Here is a 14,122-nt window from a genome sequence, read left to right as displayed (position 1 = left end):
TTTATGAAAGAACGTCTTGAAGATATAGCGCTTTGTTTGGTGAGTGCAGGAAAAGGCATTTTGGCAGCAGATGAAAGCAATGCAACAATTGGTAAACGGTTTGAATCAATTGGTTTAGAAGCAAATGAAGATTATCGTCGTGCTTATCGTGAAATGCTTTTTACTGCGAAGGATGCTATGAAATGCGCTATTTCTGGTGTAATTTTATTTGATGAAACCATTCGTCAAAAAGCATCCTCTGGTCAAATGTTGACTGATCTTATTCGAGATGTTGGTGCACTGCCAGGTATTAAGGTTGATACGGGTGCTAAGCCTTTGGCAGCTTTTCCTTATGAGATGATTACAGAAGGGTTAGATGGTCTTCGGGAACGTTTAAAGGACTATTTTTCTTTAGGAGCACGTTTTGCCAAATGGCGTGCGGTGATTACTATTAATGAGCATTCTTTGCCAACAAGAGGAGCTATGCGTCAAAATGCACAAGCTTTGGCACGTTATGCTTCTTTATGTCAGGAAGCAGGTCTTGTGCCGATTGTGGAGCCAGAGGTGCTGATGGATGGCCAATCGCGCCAGCATTCGATTGAACGCTGCTTTGAGGTGACGCAAGAGGTTTTAAAGACAGTATTTACAGAATTATTCGAGGCACGGGTCATACTTGAGGGTATGATTTTAAAACCCAATATGGTTATTGATGGGAAAGATGCGCGTAAAGCTTGTATTGAAGAAGTGGCTGAAAAAACTCTTTGTGTTCTCAAGCAGACTGTCCCTTCTGCTGTTCCAGGAATTGCTTTTCTTTCAGGGGGCCAGTCAGATGAGGAAGCCACAGCGCATTTATCAGCTATGAATGCTTCAGGCCCATGGCCTTGGACATTGACTTTTTCTTATGGTCGTGCGTTGCAATCTGCTGCTTTGAAAACATGGGGCGGAAAACAAGAAAATGTTGCAGCTGCACAAAAGGCTTTTTATCATCGTGCAAAGATGAATCATCTGGCAGCTTTAGGACAATGGACAAAAGAGCACGAACATTCTTGTGCTTGACCATTTATGTGGGCAAAATACGATTATAGTGGGAATGGTAGTTATTATTGACACGTTGATTGCGTGCATCATAATGATGAGGGTTGTGTTTTGCCTTTAAAGTGCATTTGTTTGTTCATGTGGGAGATGTTGTTATTGATGGCGCTGTAAGTGAAGATTTTTCAAGCATGTTCATGGGGTGAAGGCCCGCATGGGAAAGATGCGTGTGTGTTTGTTGGTTTGATTATTTGTTATATGAATGCACAGTAAGCAAGGCTGACCATGCTGGGTCAGAAGCATCATGAGGTGTTGGTAATTGGCGTTCGTTGCGCCCGGTAATATCGATTGTGTAGATTTTTGTTCCTACACCCGCATTTTGACGAAAGAACATGAGCACACGGCCATTGGGGGCCCAAGTGGGGCCTTCATTATGAAAACCTGTGGTTAAAAGCCGTTCACCTTGCCCATTGGGGTGCATAACGCCAATGGAAAATTGCCCCTGAAATTGCTTTGTGAAAGCGATATAGTCACCACGCGGTGACCAAATGGGGGTGGAATAGTTGCCCTCATTAGAAGAAATACGGTGAGGATTAGTGCCATCGGCATTCATAACATAAATTTGTGGTGTTCCCTCACGATCAGATGAAAAGACGATCTGCTTGCCATCAGGTGAATAAGAAGCTGATGTATCAATAGCTTTAGTTGTGGTCAGGCGCGTCATGGTGCGTGTGCGCAGATCCATCGTATAAAGGTTTGCGCTGCCGTTATTTTGTAATAAACTCATAATCACTTTTTGCCCATCTGGCGAAAAGCGAGGGGCAATTGTCATATTGTCAAAAGTTCCGATTAATTCTCTTTGCCCCATTTCAATTTGCTGAAGATACACATGAGGTGTTTTATTCTTATCATACGCCATGTAGGTAATTTCTTGCCTATTGGGTGAAAAACGAGGTGTGAGCACTAATTCACTTCCATCGGAAAGATAGGTTAGATTTGCGCCATCTTGATCCATAATGGCTAAGCGTTTAACCCGTGCATTGCGCGGGCCTGTTTCATCAACAAAAACAATGCGTGTATCAAAATAGCCACGTTCACCTGTCATTTTACCGTAGATTTCATCTGCGATCATATGGGCAACGCGTCGCCAGTGTTCTGGAGCTGTATAAAATCGCCGCCCTTTGATTTGGCGATTGCTAAAAACATCCCATAGACGAAAGTCAATTCTCAATCGTCCGCTTGCTTCTCTGTTAACGTGCCCGCTAACTAACCCCTGGATATTTGTGTGTTGCCACGCGGAAAAACGTGGCTGACTATCGGGATTGATGATTGTTTCAGGAAAAGATGCTTTGTTTAGTGGTAAAAAAAGTCCAGATCGTTCAAGATCTGCTGCAACGACAGCAGCAATCTTCAGCCCTATTGAATCATTGGATATAAAATCTGTGATTGCGATCGAGATGGGGTTAAAATCAGCACTGGCGATGGTTCCCTTAAGCTGTGCGTGAGCTAATGAAAAGTTGGAAAGCCATACACTTATGGTGACAATCAACCAAGAAAAAAGAGTGTATCTCATTCTTGTCATGCTGGATTTTATCCTTTCTTGTAAGAGAGACATATCTTCATATTATATAAGCTTTTTGTTAAATTATAGAGCTTTCTCTTGAAGCGGATCAACATTAAAATCAAAACCTTGCCCCCATAAATTATACTGATCACGCGGGAGATCTGGGTAGGGCTGGCATGCAAAAACGGCTGCATATACTTGTTGAATCATGACGGCTTGTTGACTTTCATCACCTTTAAGAGGCTCAATGATTGGAGTGCCTATAATCATTCCATTACGGTTTAATTGAAATTGCAAACGCACAACTGGACGGTTATTCAAATTTCCACCAATAGCAACAAGTTTAAGCTTTTTTTGAATACATGCGCCCGCAAGATTGACGAGGGTTTGTGCCATTTTTGTGGTATCGCCAATATCTTTTCGCGCCCCTTGAGATTGTGCCTCTTTGGAGCGTTTTGCACCGCCTCCTTGCGTGCGTGCACGATTGATCAGATTGCTTTCATCCATCGCTAAAATATCTTCAATCGTTTGTTCACCTTTTTTTTGAGGTGATTGTGCACTTTGGGATGAAACGTGTTTAGTGGGTTTTTGCTTCATTTTTGTCTGTGGAAGAGGAACCTTTGTTGGCAGCTGCACAATTTGCTGTGGTTTGTTTTCAGGTTCTGTTGGAGTCGTTGTTTCTGTTATTTTTGGTGTTTCTGGTTCCTCTTGTTGTGTTATATTTTCGTTTTGGGGTATCTCATCAGTGGCTTTTGAGGTAATTTCTGGCGTTGTTTGTGGAGAAGGCTCTACTTTTGTTTTTTGCTTTTCTGGTGTTGTAAGGGGAGGTACTTCTTGTTGAGATGCATCTTTTTCACCAAAAGAGAGAGGTGTTGTCTCAACATTTTGATTTTGTAGTTTTTCTTTTGGCTTTAAAGGCGCTTTACTATCGAGTGTTCCATCCCCTATATGGCGTGCATCTTCTTTTTCTTGTGGTTGTGCGGTTGGTTTTGGTGCTGGACGTTCGTTAAATGGTGCATTTTGTGAGCCTTGTGCACTTGCAAGCTCTTGATCAAGGGGGGCTAAGGTGATGGGGATGGCTTCTAGTTGATGTTGAGGAAAAGAAGTGGAATGCGTCAAATGCATTCCACCCCAGGTGAGAATGGCTATATGTGCTGCAAGTGAGAAAGCTAAGCTTTTTTTCATAGTATGATGAGAGTTTGTGTTCATCTTCTTTAAGCCTTAGCCTTTTTTACTGTTGATCGACTGTTATATGGTTTTGTGTGCGCTTTTGCCGATCATCTAGTTTTATGAGTTTATTATTGTGCTAAACTGGCTAAAGCAACTTGCGAAAAACCGGCCTTTTGAATATCAGCGAGAAGTTGTAAAACTTTTTCATATTCAACAGTTTTAGCAGCGCGCACAAAAATGCGTTGGTTTTGCAATGTTGGATCGGTTGATAGCTGCTCTTTTAATTTTGTAATCAATGCTTGTGATGTGGAATAATAGTCTTGATTGATTGCAAAACGCCCTTGTGTATCAAGCGAAACTGTTAAAGGAGGACGCTCTGTTTGCACTGGTCCTGCTTGGCTTTTGGGTAAATCAAGAGGAATACCATTGACCAAAAGGGGAGCAGAAACCATAAAAATAATCAGTAAAACAAGCATAACATCCACAAAAGGCGTTATGTTAATTTCGCTGATTAAATGATTTTGCAAACGACGATGTTTTCGTGTATTTTTTTGAGAAGGAGAAGCAAGAGAAAGTGCCATTGGAAACTGCCTATTGCAATGAGTTTAAGGTTATTTTCTCATCAATTTGCCGTGACATAATCGTTGAAAATTCATCAGCAAAGTCTTCTATATGTGCTATGATTTGAGTGCTTTCATGCGTTAGTTTATTGTAAGCAATCACAGCTGGGATGGCAGCTAACAGGCCAATTGCTGTTGCTAAAAGAGCTTCTGCAATACCTGGTGCTACCACCGCAAGAGATGTATTTTGAGAAGCCGAAATTGAAAGAAATGAATTCATAATTCCAACAACTGTTCCAAATAAACCGATAAAGGGGGCAGCTGATCCAAGTGTGGCTAAAAAGCCTAATTTTGATTCTATTTTTGCACTCTCACGCCCTAAGGCTAAATCCATGGCTTTTTCAATTCTGCTTTGTAAATTCCACGATGGTTGAACCCCTTTGGTGAGGGATTTTTTCCATTCCTTCATTGCTGCTATAAAAACAACACAGATGCTGTTGTTATGCTGATTTTGATAGGTTACATAAAGCTCTTCTAATGATTTACCTGACCAAAAAACTTGCTCAAACTGTTTGATGTTGTAACGTATTTTTCGGTATGTGAATATTTTATCGATAATAATTGCCCAGCTCCATATTGATGCAAGAATAAGCCCAATCATGACAGCCTTGACAACCCAATTGGCCTGCATAAACAAACTCCACATTCCAAGGGTATCTGGAGAGCCAAATTCTATGTGTGCCATGATATCGTTCCTTTAAATGAGAGATTTAATAAAATCTCATTAAAGCATGTTGTTTTATAGTTTCTAAATTTGACAAAACAAAGTTTAAAGTTTCTAAACAAAAAGATATTCAAGTATGAAAATGCTCAAAACCGTTTGTTTTGCTTCTATTATTTTTTAAAGTAAGTCAGTTTCATTTTGAAACAAGTGTGGAAGAAAAAAGATCTTTTGGTAAACGGCGTGGTTTTCCTTCTTGATTCATGATAGCAAGCGTTACTTGTGCTTCAACCAACAAGATGTTACCCCGCATGATTTGCTGATTCATAAAAAAGCGTGCCCCTTGAACACGTTCTAGTCGTGTTTGAACCGTTAAAAGGTCATCCATGTGTGCAGGGCGGGAATAAGTAATGTTTATGCGATGTACGACAAAAAATAATTTTTCCTCTGTGCTTGATGTTGATTGTGTGCCTGATGCTAACTCTATGTTATTACACCCTATGTTTCGCAAGAATTCTGAGCGCCCCCGTTCAAAGAATTCCAAATAACGTGCATGATATACGACGCCAGAAAAATCGGTATCTGCAACGTAAACTCTTGTTGGGAGATTATGAACATAAGCTAAATCATCCCCACTATAATTGGTTGAAGTGTCGTTGGTGCAAGTATCATTGGCGTGAGTATTGTAGACGCGAGTATTATGGGCAAGAGGGTTGTTGGTATGGGAGGTGTTGGTGTGAGTAGTGTGAGGATGATTATTGATGTGCGTGTTATTGATGTTGGTGTGGGGTGTTTTAGTCATCTTCTTTTTCCCATAAAGTGGGTTGTATTGAGGAATGATCTTGCGTGTTAGCTGATGGCGAGGATTTTTGTGCTAAAGCTGCCGATTCAGGGGCACAAAGCCCTAGGTGTGCCCAAGCTTTTTCTGTAATAATTCGCCCGCGGGCTGTGCGCTGAATAAAACCTTGCTGGAGGAGATAGGGTTCAATAATATCTTCAATGGCGTCACGTGGCTCTGAAAGAGCAGCTGCAATTGTTTCAATGCCAACAGGGCCGCCTAGGAAAGTTTCTGCAATGAGGATCAGATAGCGCCGGTCTAAAGGGTCAAGACCAAGGTGGTCAACCTCAAGACGTGAAAGGGCTTCATCTGCAATGAAGCGGTCAATTTTTTCTGAACCTTTAACAAGAGCAAAGTCACAAACCCGGCGCAACAATCTTCCTGCAATTCGCGGGGTTCCACGTGCACGACATGCAATTTCATGGGCACCATCATCGCTTATCTGGACTGAAAAAAGGCGAGCATTACGCTGAACGATATATTCTAATTCTTCTATAGTATAAAAACTTAACCGGATGGGGATGCCAAAACGATCCCGTAAGGGGGTGGTTAATAATCCTAAACGTGTGGTTGCTGCCACTAAGGTGAATTTAGCAAGGTCGATTTTGACTGAACGTGCTGCTGGTCCTTCACCAATGATTAGATCGAGTTGATAATCTTCCATTGCAGGATAAAGAATTTCTTCAATGGCTGGATTTAAACGGTGAATTTCATCAATAAACAAAACATCACGTTCTTCTAAGTTGGTTAAAAGGGCTGCTAAATCGCCTGCTTTGGCAATGACTGGCCCTGATGTTGAACGAAAATTAACACCTAATTCCTTAGCCATAATTTGCGAAAGTGTTGTTTTTCCTAAACCTGGCGGCCCTACAAATAAAACATGATCTAAAGCTTCTTTACGGGTTTTTGCTGCTTCAATAAATATTTTTAAATTTGCACGCGCTGCTTCTTGACCAATAAAATCATCAAGAACTTGTGGCCTTAAGGAACGGTCTGGGTCATTGGGAAGGGGTATGGCACCAAGAAGGCGTTGGCTTTCATCTTTATGCATTGTTACCTTGTATATCTGTTACCTTGTATTTTGAGCAGAAAAATGTTGTATGAAAAAAGTTACCTTGTGTTGGATGAATTGGAAAGCAATTTTAGACTGTAGCGAATGAGAAGCGCTGAGGAAACGCTCTCCTCTTCAAGGTTGGAGAGTGCTGAAGCCAGAGCTTTTGCTGCTTGGTCACGCTCAAAACCAAGCTTGATTAAAGCCGATAGTGCATCGTTGATTGGTTGATTGGTTTCTTGTGCTTGGAGGTTTGACACAAGATGTTCAGTATTTTTGCTCTCTTCATTGAAGGGCAATGCTTTGTTTTTGAATTCGCTTATAATTCTTTCACTGACTTTTTGACCGATTCCAGGGGCACGTTTGATCATTGCTACATCGTTTAATGCAATCGCTTGGGCAAGTTCACCAGGAGATAAAGTTCCTAAAATAGCTAAAGCAACTTTTGCACCTACTCCTGGCACATTTTGTAAAAGGCAAAACCAGTCTCGTTCAGCTTTCGTGGTAAAACCAAAAAGACGAATGGCTTCTGCACGAACATGCGTTTCAATAAACAGGTTTAAGTGTTCACCAAGGGTTGGTAAAGAAGATAAAAGCCTGTTTGATACAAAGATGCTATACCCCACACCTTGCACATCAAGGATGATGTAATCGTCGCAGATGCTGTCAAGTATGCCTTTTAATTTGCCGATCATGTATTAACCTTGTGAACTATAGGATAAACTAGTACGATGGGTACTATGACAAAGTGCCAGTGCCAGTGCATCAGCTGCGTCGCTGCTGTCAAATTCAGCGCGTGGGAGAAGAGTTTTGACCATCATATGAATTTGTTCTTTTGCACCATGGCCCACACCAATAACAGATTTTTTGATGGTGTTTGGAGCATATTCAGAAACTGGAAGACCTGCTTGGGCCGGTACGAGAAGTGCAATAGCGCGTGCTTGACCAAGTTTTAAAGTGGCACTAGCATCTTTGTTGACAAAAACATTCTCAACAGCTGCTTCATGAGGCATGAAACGGTGCACAACATCAGAAAGCCCTTGATGAAGCTGATACAGTCTGGAAGCAAGATGGCTTTTTGCATCAGAGCGTAGTGTGCCCGATGCAATAAAGTGTAGGTGATTGCCTAATAGATCAACGACGCCCCACCCTGTTCGCTGTAATCCAGGATCGATGCCTATAATACGAATCGCTTTTACCATATAATTAAGCCTATGTTATTTCTTTGTTCTTGAATAGATGCAATACACAAAAAGAACATAGAAACATTAATACAATCCAAAAGAATGCAGTAAAAACGCTAAAAGAATGTAATGAAATGACTTGTGAAAAAATTGTGTTTTTTAATAAAGAGGAAAGGGCAGGGCTGAAAGCACCGGTGGTAGGAAGCTTGTTTTAGAGTAGCAAGGGTTGGGTGTATTGGTGGAGATGTGTTTGGAAAGAGCGTGGAGGAGCAAGAAGCTTGCATTGATGGGAAGAAGATGGGGGCAGAAGTTGGGCTATGTTGGTGAAGGGGTAATTAGTGTAAGAGGTGGGGGTTGGGAGATTGGGGAGATGGCTTGGGAGAAGAGATCAGGAAACTTTAAGCACGCGTTGGTAGAGAGAATGGAAGTGGTTTTTGCGTGGTAAGGGGGGATTTAAGAGCGCCGAAAAGCACGTTTGAGCAATTGAATTTGTTTGCTTACAGGATTGTTCTTTTGTAAGGTTTTGCAAGAAGTTTGATCGATATCATAACTGACATGGCGCATACGTTCTTCTAAACGCAGAGAACGTGCTACAAAATGGCGGAAAATTTCTGGTAACTCTGTCCAATGAGCGGTTTCTGGCCCTAGTGATGGTGTATGAAGAGAAATTTTTGCAATCTCTTTTTGTATTTGTTCGGGAGACATTTCTCCTTCACGCCCTGCACGAAAAAGTAAAAGTCGAGAGGCGATTTGCATTAGCCGTGTACTTAAATACATGGCTTCTTTTGCATAAAGTGCAGAAGTTTTGTCTGAAAGGTGGCGAGCAGCGCATTTACCTTCTTTATCGATATAATCTGCTGTTTCTTCAATGAGGTCCATCGTTTCTTCATAGAGACGGTTAAAAACGCTCTCAAAAGCATCGTGTTCCATCATGATAATGGGTTTATCTTGTGAAGGTTCATGTGCATTCACGTCTTTATACTCCATACTCCAATATGAGAAAAATAATGACATTAAAGACCAATTTAAAGATTTATTTTCTCATTGTTATAGAAGATGCCTTTTTAAAGACAATTGCGCAATATACTTCTTATGCTAAGGTTAATGAGTAAGGTAGCAATATTTATAAATTTGTTTTGTTTTTTGAAGATGCAAGGCGATAAGTTCTTTGATTTTCATAATAGTAAGCTACAGCAAATTGTATTGCGATACCGCTTATCATCAAGAGGGTGTCGAAAAAAAATGTGCTTGTTGTTAGTGTTTTGAAAATTTGGCCGCACATTGCAAAAATGGTGCCTGTGACAAAAACTGGTAAGCTGTATTTACCTAAAATGGCTAAAGGATGTCTTGTGGAGAGGTGAAGTCGCTCATGCAAACAGGGAAGGAAAAGGATTAAAGATGCTAAGGCCAGAATATGCACCAAGCGAGGAAGACTTAAGAACGTTTTATTAAAATTCATGAGGGGTGAGGACCAGTTAGATGATCCAAAGCTTCCCCACCATTCTAAACGCACCCATAACAGTGCAAACACAAGATAACTTGCTGAGAAAATAACAATTAAAGGACGAAAGGCTATTTTCCCTCCTTGTTTGAGGTGTATCGCGCTTGTTAACCCAATAATAAAAAGGAACTGCCACGACAAAGGATTTAAAAACCACTGCCCTTGGAGTGGATAAGAAAGTGGTGCAATGCTATAAAAGCCGCATATAAGATATATCATCAATGATATAAAAAGAAGAAAACCTTTATGTTTGTTCGTAAGATAGAGGGCAAAAGGGGCAAACAACATACAAACAATATAAAGAGAAAGAATATTATTATAGCCTAATTGATGGCCAAGACTTAAAGTGCTTAAAAATGTGATGAAAGGTTGTGTTAAAAATATCCCCACATTATTCATAGATGAAAGTTGTTCTGAGCGCCATAATACAGAGGCTCCCAAAAAGAGGGCTAATGTGATAAAGGTTGTAAAAAGATGTGCTTTATAAAGCACAAAAGCTCTCTTCCAAAGCTTGCGCATGTATGAAGTAAAACAGCTTGTGAGGGCCTGAGCATGGAAGCTTAATCCAAGAGAAACCCCTGAAAGCAAAACAAATATTTCTGCCGAATCAGAAAAACCAAAGTTTTTAAGTGTGAGATGTTCATAAAATGTTCCAGGAATATGGTTGATGAAAATCGTTAACAGAGCCAAAGCACGCAACACATCAATACGGGTATCACGGTGAGATAAAGGGGAGGTATGCTTATCACAGTTTAAAAGAAATGTATCGTGAGGGGAAATACTATGATGTGCCATCAAGAGATCCTTCTTCATGATTAAAGGGGTAGATCTGCCTTTAACAAAGCGTGATGATAAAATAAATCTTTATTTAATTTAATCTTTAAGGGAGGCTGTATGGTCCATCAGAAAAATAAACCAATTGAACATTATTCTTTTCCTCAGTTGGTTCTAACATTGGATGTTCGGCGTATTATTGATCCTGTATTTTTGCGTCAGCTCTTGCAAACAAAGTCTTTTGCTTGCGTTATTTTATATGATTCATTTGTTAATCAGGGTGATGGTGCTTTTTTACAAAATAGTGCTCAGATATATGCTGATGATATTCAACAAAATGGCGCTGCCCTTATTATTGCTGAAGATAGCCGTGTTGCTGGCAGAATTAAAGCTGATGGGATGCACCTGGAGAGTGGTCTTGATGCTTTTGATGTGTTGGAGAATCAGAAAAAAAACAAAAAAATAGTTGGTTTTGGAAATTTACGAACACGCCACTGTGCTATGAGTGTTGCTGAAGCTGGGGGGGATTATGTGTTTTTTGGAAAATTGGGTGCTGATAAAAAACCATTTTCCCATCCTCGAAATATTGCTTTAGCACAATGGTGGGCTGAGATTATGGAGGTGCCTGCTATTATTCAAGCAGGCAGTGATCTTGAAACTGTTGATGAAGCCTTAAAAACGGCATGCGAATTTATTGCCATTGAAGAGATGATTTTTGCTCATGATCACCCCTTTATTGTACTTGATAAGATCAAAGAAAAATGCAAAAGTCACCCTTTATTATAGGAAGGAATATTTGTAATTAGTGGGGAGAGGCCATCCATGGTCAAATTTTTTGCATATGTGTTGATTTTTACAGGGGTTTTGTCTTGGTCTGCTGTTGCAGCTTTTGTTGGAGAAGAAGCATCAACGGTTGAAGTTGAAACTACAAAAGTAGAAAAATCACAAGATCAATCCATTTTAAAGGTGTCTCAAAGTTCTACAGAACCCAAAGATCGTGAGAGTTCTGCTCAAATATTAAAAGCAGGGCAATATGATAAAGCCTATGATTATTATGTGCAAGGCAACTATTTAAAAGCTTTTTATGAAGCGCTCAAGCGTGCTGAATACAATGATCCAACTGCGCAAACTTTGATTGGTCAAATGTATATGGAGGGATATGCTGTTCCTCTTGATGGTGAGCGCGCTGCTTTATGGTTTGGGAGTGCTGCAAAAAACGGTGACCCACAAGCACAACTGCGCTATGGTCTTATGTTATTTAGTGGGACTTTTGTCACAAAAGATAAAGAGCGTGGCATAGAATTTATTCAAAAGGCAACTCATGCTGGTGTGAGAGAAGCCTATTTCTATTATGGGCAAATTGTTCTCCATAAAGCTTTTGATGAAAAAAAACATCTTGAAGAGGTGGATTTACAAAATCAACAAGATGAAGCAAAAGAACAAGCTTTGGTATTGTTTTTAAGAGGTGCTGCTCTTGGTGACCCTGAGGCTGCTTTTGCTGCTGCAAGAATTTTATCTGTGGGTACTTTAACAAAGCCAAAAGATGATTATAATGCACGAAGATTGATTGAGGTTGCAGCTCAAAATAAACACCTTATGGCCCAAATAATGTTGGCACAATGGTTGATTGAGGGTCGTGGTGGGGAGACTGATTTTAAACGGGCTTTTTATTTGCTATTTGACAATGCCGTTAAAATGGTTGCAGTGGCACAAGTTAATCTGGCAAGACTTTACCGTGATGGAATAGGGGTGGAAGGCGATGTTGTTACTGCTGCTGCATGGTATATGGTGGCAAAACAGGCGAAAGTACAAGCTTCTGATCTTGAAGTGATGCTCCAGGGAATGGATGAGGCGCAATTGAAGAAAGCAGAACAAAAAGCGGCCGCATTCATACCTGTTCTTTAAGCGCATTTTCGGTAAAAATCGATTGATGGTTTTGGAAGATCATTTTCATTTAAGTGAGTTTTGAGCTCTTTTCATGAAGGTCATTTGTTGGCAAATCCTGTGGGGTAGTTGTTTGTAATAGGGGTGGTTTTTTGGCAAAGTTGTTCAAGGTTTTCTTCCAAGGTGTTTTATAGTCTTGCAAAAAGCTGAAAAGCTAGAGTACACAACAATGCTTATCTTGTTTGAAAAAAACAAATGAGGCTTTAAAAACCATAATGGTTTGAGAAAATAAATAAATTTGAAAAAATAAAATTAAGCTTTAAAAGCCGCAATGGCTTGAAAAAGGCACATGAAGCCTGGAAAGATTAAAGGGCTTCTTTAAAGGAATCAGATGGAATATAAACGATGAAAATTAATGGTAATGAAATTCGTCCTGGAAATGTTATCGAGCATCAAGGAGGTTTGTGGGTTGCTGTTAAATGCAATGCTGTCAAGCCAGGAAAAGGTGGTGCATTTAACCAGGTTGAGATGAAAAATCTGATTGATGGGACAAAACTCAATGAACGGTTTCGTGCTGCTGAGACTGTTGAGAAAGTGCGGCTTGAACAAAAGGATTTTACGTTCCTTTATCAGCAAGGTGATGTTTTGGTTTTTATGGATTCAAGCTCTTATGAACAACTTGAATTGCACAAAGATTTTGTCGGTGATCGCGCTGCTTTTTTACAAGATGGAATGGTTGTCACTGTTGAGCTTTATCAAGAAAAACCAATTGGCATATCACTGCCTGATCAGGTTGTTGTAACAATTGCTGAGACTGAGCCTGCAATTAAAGGGCAAACTGTTACCTCATCTTATAAGCCCGCAATTTTAGAAAATGGTATTCGTATTCTCGTGCCACCTTTCATTCAGGTTGATGAACGTGTTGTTGTTGACACTAATGAATTGATTTATGTGCGTCGCGCTAATGAAAAGGGATAAAATATGGCACGTTCTGCGATCATGAATGTCATGGTTCAAGCTGCCCTTAAGGCGGGACGTTCTTTGGTGCGTGATTATGGTGAGGTTCAAAACTTACAAGTGTCTTTAAAGGGGCCGGCTGATTATGTAAGCCAAGCAGATCGCAAGGCTGAAAAGATTATTTTTTCTGAATTGATAAAGGCACGACCTAAATTTAGTTTTCTGATGGAAGAATCAGAAGAGATTATTGGAGAGGATTCTCAACATCGTTTTATTGTTGATCCTTTAGATGGCACAACAAATTTCTTACATGGTATTCCCTTTTTTGCTGTTTCTATTGCGTTGGAACGTCAAGGGCAGATCGTTGCTGGTGTGATTTATAATCCTATTTTAGATGAGCTTTTTACAGCTGAGCGCGGGTGTGGTTCTTTTTTAAACGATCGACGTTGCCGTGTAGCGGCACGGCGTAAGTTGGGAGAATGTGTGATTGCAACAGGAACACCCCATTTTGGAGGTCACAATCATGGGCACTATCTTGTTGAGTTGCGTAATGTTATGGGTGAAGTTTCTGGGGTTCGTCGTTTTGGTGCGGCTTCTCTTGATTTAGCGTATGTGGCTGCAGGAAGAACAGATGGGTTTTGGGAAGATAATCTTCAAATTTGGGATATGGCTGCTGGAATCATCATTGTTCGTGAAGCGGGTGGTTTTGTTAGCGATAAAGATGGTGAGAGCGCTATGTTTGGCACAAAAAACATCATCGCTGGTAATGAATTTATTCATGCTCAATTAAGTCAAACGCTTAAAAAAGGCGTGTGAAAGACCAGGCTTTTACTGGCAGTCAGATGCATATTAAACTTGTGAGTTCATAAAATGAGGGGAAAGAGGTTTGCCTACTGATCTGTAAGGT

Annotated in this window: 15 protein-coding genes and 1 pseudogene; 6 read left to right on the top strand and 10 right to left on the bottom strand. The window is 40.4% G+C overall.

Features of this window, described 5'->3' with window-relative positions; all coding sequences use genetic code 11:
- Nucleotides 1-3: 3 nt before the first annotated feature.
- Nucleotides 4-1,035 (top strand): class I fructose-bisphosphate aldolase, encoded by a 1,032-nt coding sequence (locus BBBE_RS06475; RefSeq protein ID WP_010701714.1) that lies wholly within the window; start codon nt 4-6, stop codon nt 1,033-1,035.
- A 223-nt stretch (nt 1,036-1,258) separates the two neighbouring features.
- On the opposite strand, the gene tolB is transcribed toward BBBE_RS06475, so the two are convergent.
- From tolB to ruvC, 8 genes and pseudogenes are all read right to left on the bottom strand, one after another.
- On the bottom strand, nt 1,259-2,593 hold the full coding sequence (tolB, locus tag BBBE_RS06470) for a Tol-Pal system beta propeller repeat protein TolB (protein WP_010701713.1): 1,335 nt from the start codon (nt 2,591-2,593) through the stop codon (nt 1,259-1,261).
- 63 nt (nt 2,594-2,656) lie between these two features.
- Nucleotides 2,657-3,784 carry a hypothetical protein gene (locus BBBE_RS06465; RefSeq protein ID WP_010701712.1) on the bottom strand — a complete coding sequence of 376 codons (1,128 nt, stop codon included), beginning with the start codon at nt 3,782-3,784 and terminating at the stop codon, nt 2,657-2,659.
- 89 nt (nt 3,785-3,873) lie between these two features.
- Nucleotides 3,874-4,326, bottom strand: coding sequence for a protein TolR (tolR, locus tag BBBE_RS06460; RefSeq protein ID WP_010701711.1), 453 nt, complete (start codon nt 4,324-4,326; stop codon nt 3,874-3,876).
- 10 nt (nt 4,327-4,336) lie between these two features.
- Nucleotides 4,337-5,050 carry a protein TolQ gene (gene tolQ, locus BBBE_RS06455; protein WP_010701710.1) on the bottom strand — a complete coding sequence of 238 codons (714 nt, stop codon included), beginning with the start codon at nt 5,048-5,050 and terminating at the stop codon, nt 4,337-4,339.
- Nucleotides 5,051-5,222: 172 nt separating this feature from the next.
- Nucleotides 5,223-5,639: pseudogene (gene ybgC / locus BBBE_RS06450) on the bottom strand (tol-pal system-associated acyl-CoA thioesterase); the annotation flags it as partial.
- A gap of 181 nt (nt 5,640-5,820) precedes the next feature.
- Nucleotides 5,821-6,915: a Holliday junction branch migration DNA helicase RuvB gene (gene ruvB, locus BBBE_RS06445; protein WP_010701708.1), complete on the bottom strand. Its 1,095-nt coding sequence runs from the start codon at nt 6,913-6,915 to the stop codon at nt 5,821-5,823.
- A 59-nt stretch (nt 6,916-6,974) separates the two neighbouring features.
- The gene (gene ruvA, locus BBBE_RS06440) at nt 6,975-7,610 is read right to left on the bottom strand and encodes a Holliday junction branch migration protein RuvA (protein ID WP_010701707.1); all 636 of its coding nucleotides are present in this window, start codon (nt 7,608-7,610) and stop codon (nt 6,975-6,977) included.
- 3 nt (nt 7,611-7,613) lie between these two features.
- A complete protein-coding gene (gene ruvC / locus BBBE_RS06435) occupies nt 7,614-8,117 on the bottom strand; it encodes a crossover junction endodeoxyribonuclease RuvC (protein ID WP_010701706.1) in 504 nt (167 codons plus the stop codon).
- A 232-nt stretch (nt 8,118-8,349) separates the two neighbouring features.
- Here ruvC and BBBE_RS07460 point away from each other — a divergent pair, with 232 nt between their 5' ends.
- Nucleotides 8,350-8,544 carry a hypothetical protein gene (locus BBBE_RS07460; RefSeq protein WP_022708782.1) on the top strand — a complete coding sequence of 65 codons (195 nt, stop codon included), beginning with the start codon at nt 8,350-8,352 and terminating at the stop codon, nt 8,542-8,544.
- 8 nt (nt 8,545-8,552) lie between these two features.
- Here the strand turns inward: BBBE_RS07460 and BBBE_RS06425 are convergent, their stop codons facing one another.
- Together BBBE_RS06425 and BBBE_RS06420 are read right to left on the bottom strand one after the other, a co-directional pair.
- Complete coding sequence (locus BBBE_RS06425; protein WP_010701705.1) at nt 8,553-9,071, bottom strand: DUF1465 family protein; 519 nt, start codon at nt 9,069-9,071, stop codon at nt 8,553-8,555.
- A gap of 151 nt (nt 9,072-9,222) precedes the next feature.
- Nucleotides 9,223-10,395 (bottom strand): OpgC family protein, encoded by a 1,173-nt coding sequence (locus BBBE_RS06420; protein ID WP_010701704.1) that lies wholly within the window; start codon nt 10,393-10,395, stop codon nt 9,223-9,225.
- Nucleotides 10,396-10,494: 99 nt separating this feature from the next.
- Here BBBE_RS06420 and BBBE_RS06415 point away from each other — a divergent pair, with 99 nt between their 5' ends.
- From BBBE_RS06415 to BBBE_RS06400, 4 genes are all read left to right on the top strand, one after another.
- Entirely contained in the window at nt 10,495-11,160 is a 666-nt protein-coding gene (locus BBBE_RS06415; RefSeq protein ID WP_010701703.1) for a thiamine phosphate synthase, read from the top strand.
- A gap of 36 nt (nt 11,161-11,196) precedes the next feature.
- Nucleotides 11,197-12,279 (top strand): tetratricopeptide repeat protein, encoded by a 1,083-nt coding sequence (locus BBBE_RS06410; protein WP_010701702.1) that lies wholly within the window; start codon nt 11,197-11,199, stop codon nt 12,277-12,279.
- A 384-nt stretch (nt 12,280-12,663) separates the two neighbouring features.
- Complete coding sequence (gene efp / locus BBBE_RS06405; RefSeq protein WP_010701701.1) at nt 12,664-13,236, top strand: elongation factor P; 573 nt, start codon at nt 12,664-12,666, stop codon at nt 13,234-13,236.
- A gap of 3 nt (nt 13,237-13,239) precedes the next feature.
- Nucleotides 13,240-14,031 carry an inositol monophosphatase family protein gene (locus BBBE_RS06400; protein WP_010701700.1) on the top strand — a complete coding sequence of 264 codons (792 nt, stop codon included), beginning with the start codon at nt 13,240-13,242 and terminating at the stop codon, nt 14,029-14,031.
- Nucleotides 14,032-14,122: the final 91 nt, after the last annotated feature.

This window comes from Bartonella bovis 91-4 (genome assembly GCF_000384965.1).
GTDB lineage: Bacteria > Pseudomonadota > Alphaproteobacteria > Rhizobiales > Rhizobiaceae > Bartonella > Bartonella bovis.
This window is presented reverse-complemented; position numbering and strand designations above follow the sequence as displayed.